This window comes from Oleiphilus sp. HI0061 (assembly GCF_001635675.1).
Map to the genome: position 1 here is coordinate 1 of NZ_LWFE01001407.1, position 4,085 is coordinate 4,085.

Consider the following 4,085-nt stretch of genomic DNA (forward strand, 5'->3'; position numbering starts at 1 on the left):
CCCTTGGCTGATAAATTAAACCTAAAAGCAATGGATGAGCATCGTAATATGTCATTGGTTATTACCAGTGTTCAAAATATTCTGAAAGGTCAGAACCCTCGCGTTATTACCGAAGTCCTGGTTAGCTATTTACCGCCTGCCCAGCGTGAAATTGTTAAGGCAGAAGAGTAAGTACGATGAGGGCGATTCCTAGGCCAAAACCTAAGGCAAGTGGTTCGTCCGGCTGGATTGTCACCTTTGCGGACTTAATGTCTTTGCTGCTGACTTTTTTTATTCTGCTACTCAGCTTTTCCAAGATGGATCTTCAGAAATATGAAGTGATGGCGATAGCTATGGCTTCATCATTTGGCATCGAGGCTTTGACCGGTGAAAATAAGGCGGGAGGCGCAATTATTTTTGCTGAAGCGCCCGCTATTCCCCCACCACCCGCGACGACAGACGAGCAGTCTGAATTGGAGAAAGAGTTCGAAGACTTTGGCGACTCCGATATAGAGATGTTGGAAGAGCCTGAAGAGAAAGAGAGCGAGGCGGCACAAATAGACCCGAGTATCGATAAGCTCACAGAGAGTTTGGTTGATAGTCTGGAATCTGAAATCCTTTCTAATGCTTTATCTGTAAGTTATGACTCCAACAAAGTGGTTGTGCGTTTCTCTGAGGCGACTACTTTTCCATCAGGGAGTGAAGAGCTAAAAGATGCAATGTTCCCGATTCTTGAAAAAATAGAAGAAGTACTTGCTACTTGCGAGGGTGAAATAACGGTCTCGGGTTATACCGATAATTTGCCGGTTAACTCGGCGCGCTATCGTTCAAATTGGGATTTGTCTGCAGCACGGGCTGTGAGTGTCGTCCATCAACTTATTTTTAATAATAAAGTAGATGCTAACCGCGTTAGTGCAGCGGGCAGAGCAGAAACAAATCCTTTGGCACCTAATGACACCGCAGAGAACCGGGCCAAGAATCGACGGGTCGAAATAAGCGTGTTTGACCCGGTTTGTGAGGAGTCTGACTGGGACTTCTAAAATGTATCTTTCTTGGAAGGCACTAGCTCGCTATAATGGCGGCCTTTTAGTCTGTAACAAATATTTAGAAGGTGTCGTAGCGTGAGTGGACCAAGTCAACCGAAAGTCGAAGATGAGCAGTGGAGTGATGAGCGAATTCAGGGGTTTTTATCTTTAAAGCCTTTGGATGGTAGCGATCCGGATTATCACGTACTAATTCAAGCCTACCAACATATGACTCCTGATTTCTTTCAGCGTTTTATTGCAATGTTTGCTGAATCTGGCAGGAATATTAATGCTTTATCTCTAAGCGGTGAGACAATATTTGATCGCGTGTCGGAGCATGCTAAGTCTCAAGCATACAGTGATGTATTGAAATCAAATGCTGCGCTGAAGTCTAGCGAGCTATAAGCTTCTGATTCCTGATATAAGGCTGATGGCTCTATGAATGACGATATTGCCTTTCGCTTTGGCGGTATTGCTCGCCTGTATGGTTTGCCAACGCTAGAGCGTTTTCAGCATAGTCATATTGCCGTGATTGGTATTGGCGGTGTCGGTTCCTGGGCCGCCGAAGCCTTAGCTCGATCGGGTATTGGTGAAGTTACCCTATTTGATCTGGATGATATTTGCGTTTCGAATATCAACAGGCAAATCCATGCATTGCAAGACACGGTTGGGGCGATGAAGGTGGAGGCTATGGCTGCTCGAATGCAGCAGATTAATCCGCAGATCAAAGTACATGCAAACCACACCTTTATTACGCCTGCAAATGTAGAAACTTTGCTGCACAAAGGCTTTGACTATGTCTTTGATGCGACCGATAGTGTCAAAGCAAAGACTGCCATTATTGCTCATTGTTCGCGACATAAGATTAAGTTGATCTGCTCGGGAGGCGCCGGTGGCCAAGTTGATCCGAGTCAGATTCAAATTGCTGACTTAAATCGTACTATCCAGGACCCATTGCTTGCCAAGATACGCAATAATCTTCGTCGCATGCATGGCTTTTCCCGAAACCCCAAACGCAAATATCGGATTGACTGTGTATATTCGACTGAGCAATTAGTTTACGCACACAGTGATGGCGCAGTATGTCACGAAAAGCCAGCCGAAGGCGGTCCGGTAAAACTGGATTGTGCCTCGGGCTTTGGTGCGGCAACTCACATAACGGCAACATTCGCCTTTATGGCGGTATCTCAAATTCTAAAGAAACTCGCAATCCTGGCAGAATGATCTTTAATTGTAAGACGTCCCTTAAAAGGGTGTTGTAACGAGTTAAAGTGCTTCCCCATAGATGTATGTTGCGGGTGGGCCGATTTCAAAGAAAAGAATCCGTTTCTATGGTTGAGCTGCAGCTTATTTTACTGGCGAGTATTGGTGTTATTTCCCTTATTTGTCAATGGATTGCCTGGCGTTTACGTTTGCCGGCAATTTTATTTCTCTTACTTGCAGGAATTCTTATCGGGCCTGGTTTAGGTATTCTGGAGCCGGATGCCTTGTTTGGTGAAATGCTATTCCCGATTGTATCGCTGGCCGTTGCCGTGATTCTGTTTGAGGGTAGCCTTACTCTTAAATTTCAGGAGCTACGTGAACACGGCAAGATGGTTCGCAACCTTCTAATGTCTGGTGTAGTTGTTACTTGGTCTATCGGAACCATTGCCAGCCGTTATCTAGTTGACCTGTCTTGGCCGGTCGCAACCTTATTTGGTGCAATTGTGGTGGTTAGTGGGCCTACGGTGATCATGCCGTTATTACGATCGGTTCGACCCAATGCCCGAATTACCAATATTCTTAAGTGGGAAGGAATCGTAGTCGATCCGATAGGAGCGCTACTGGCTGTTTTGGTATTTGAATTTATTGTATCCAGCGGTATGAGCAAAAGCCTGGCCTTTGAGCATGTCTTGCAGACTTTTGGTTCGACCTTGGTGTTGGGGGTCGTCTTAGGCTGCTCTTCAGGTTATTACTTGGGGAGAGCATTAAGAAGTCATTGGTTACCCCAGTTCTTGCAAAATGCCGGAACACTGACGTTTATGTTGGGTATCTTCGCATTTTCTAACTTTTTGGTTCACGAGTCGGGTCTTTTGACAGTGACCATTATGGGGATCTGGCTGGCGAACATGAAAGGTGTGCCGGTTGAAGATATTCTCGAATTCAAAGAGTCGCTCAGTGTTCTTCTGATCTCGGCACTATTTATATTGCTTGCGGCAAGAATGGATCTGAGTATGGCTACTGCTTTGGGCTGGAATGCTCTGTGGGTAATTCTCATACTAATGCTGGTGGCCAGGCCTCTTTCGGTTTGGTTAGCCGCGGTCAAAACAGACTTGAGCTGGCAGGAGAAAACCTTTTTAGGCTGGGTTGCGCCAAGAGGCATTGTCGCTGCGGCGGTGTCAGCGTTATTTGCTTTTAAACTGGAGCAAGCAGGGCATGCCGATGCGGGTGCCTTAGTTCCGATGGTGTTTTTGGTTATCGTTGTTACTGTCATTATCCAAAGTATTACCTCAAGCCCTTTGGCGGGCTTGTTAAAGGTTAAAGAGCCGGATGATAATGGCTTTCTATTTATTGGTGCGAACGCCGTGGCGAGAAATTTGGCAAAGGCTATGATCGGCAAAGGTGTCACCGTTATTCTGACAGATACCAGTTGGGAAAATGTCAGGGCAGCGCGAATGGACAATCTGCCAGTCTATTATGGTAACCCCGTTTCAGAGCATGCTGAAAATAACCTGGATTTAACCGGGGTTGGTCATATGTTGGCTATCTCGCCCTATAAACAGTTGAATACTTTATCGACCTATCATTATCTGGACTTAATGGGTGTTGGGAGTGTTCTTGGTTTGCCTGAAGGTGATCAGGATGTGCGCGCTAGTCATCAATCGTCTGAAAAATATGTGCGAACACGAAATCAGTTTGACGAGGGAGCGACCTTTGCAAAGTTAGCGAGCTTGGTAAGTAAAGGCGCGACAATTAGAACGACGCAGCTCTCTGAAGAGTTTACCTATGAGGACTATTTACAGCTCCATGGTAATCGGCTGACGCTATTGTTTGCGATTCGTCCAGATAAGCAGGTTGTGCCTTTAGGCAGAACAGATGCAA

At 45.9% G+C, this 4,085-nt stretch carries 4 protein-coding genes; all 4 read left to right on the forward strand.

The window, feature by feature from the left end:
• Positions 1-176 precede the first annotated feature (176 nt).
• Entirely contained in the window at positions 177-1,019 is an 843-nt protein-coding gene (locus A3735_RS22230; RefSeq protein WP_068512812.1) for an OmpA family protein, read from the forward strand.
• An 81-nt stretch (positions 1,020-1,100) separates the two neighbouring features.
• Positions 1,101-1,409 carry a PA4642 family protein gene (locus tag A3735_RS22235; RefSeq protein WP_068510133.1) on the forward strand — a complete coding sequence of 103 codons (309 nt, stop codon included), beginning with the start codon at positions 1,101-1,103 and terminating at the stop codon, positions 1,407-1,409.
• A 33-nt stretch (positions 1,410-1,442) separates the two neighbouring features.
• The gene (gene tcdA / locus A3735_RS22240; RefSeq protein WP_068512811.1) at positions 1,443-2,228 is read left to right on the forward strand and encodes a tRNA cyclic N6-threonylcarbamoyladenosine(37) synthase TcdA; all 786 of its coding nucleotides are present in this window, start codon (positions 1,443-1,445) and stop codon (positions 2,226-2,228) included.
• 107 nt (positions 2,229-2,335) lie between these two features.
• The coding region (locus tag A3735_RS22245) for a sodium:proton antiporter (protein ID WP_068638665.1) at positions 2,336-4,085 on the forward strand (1,750 nt) is incomplete at its 3' end.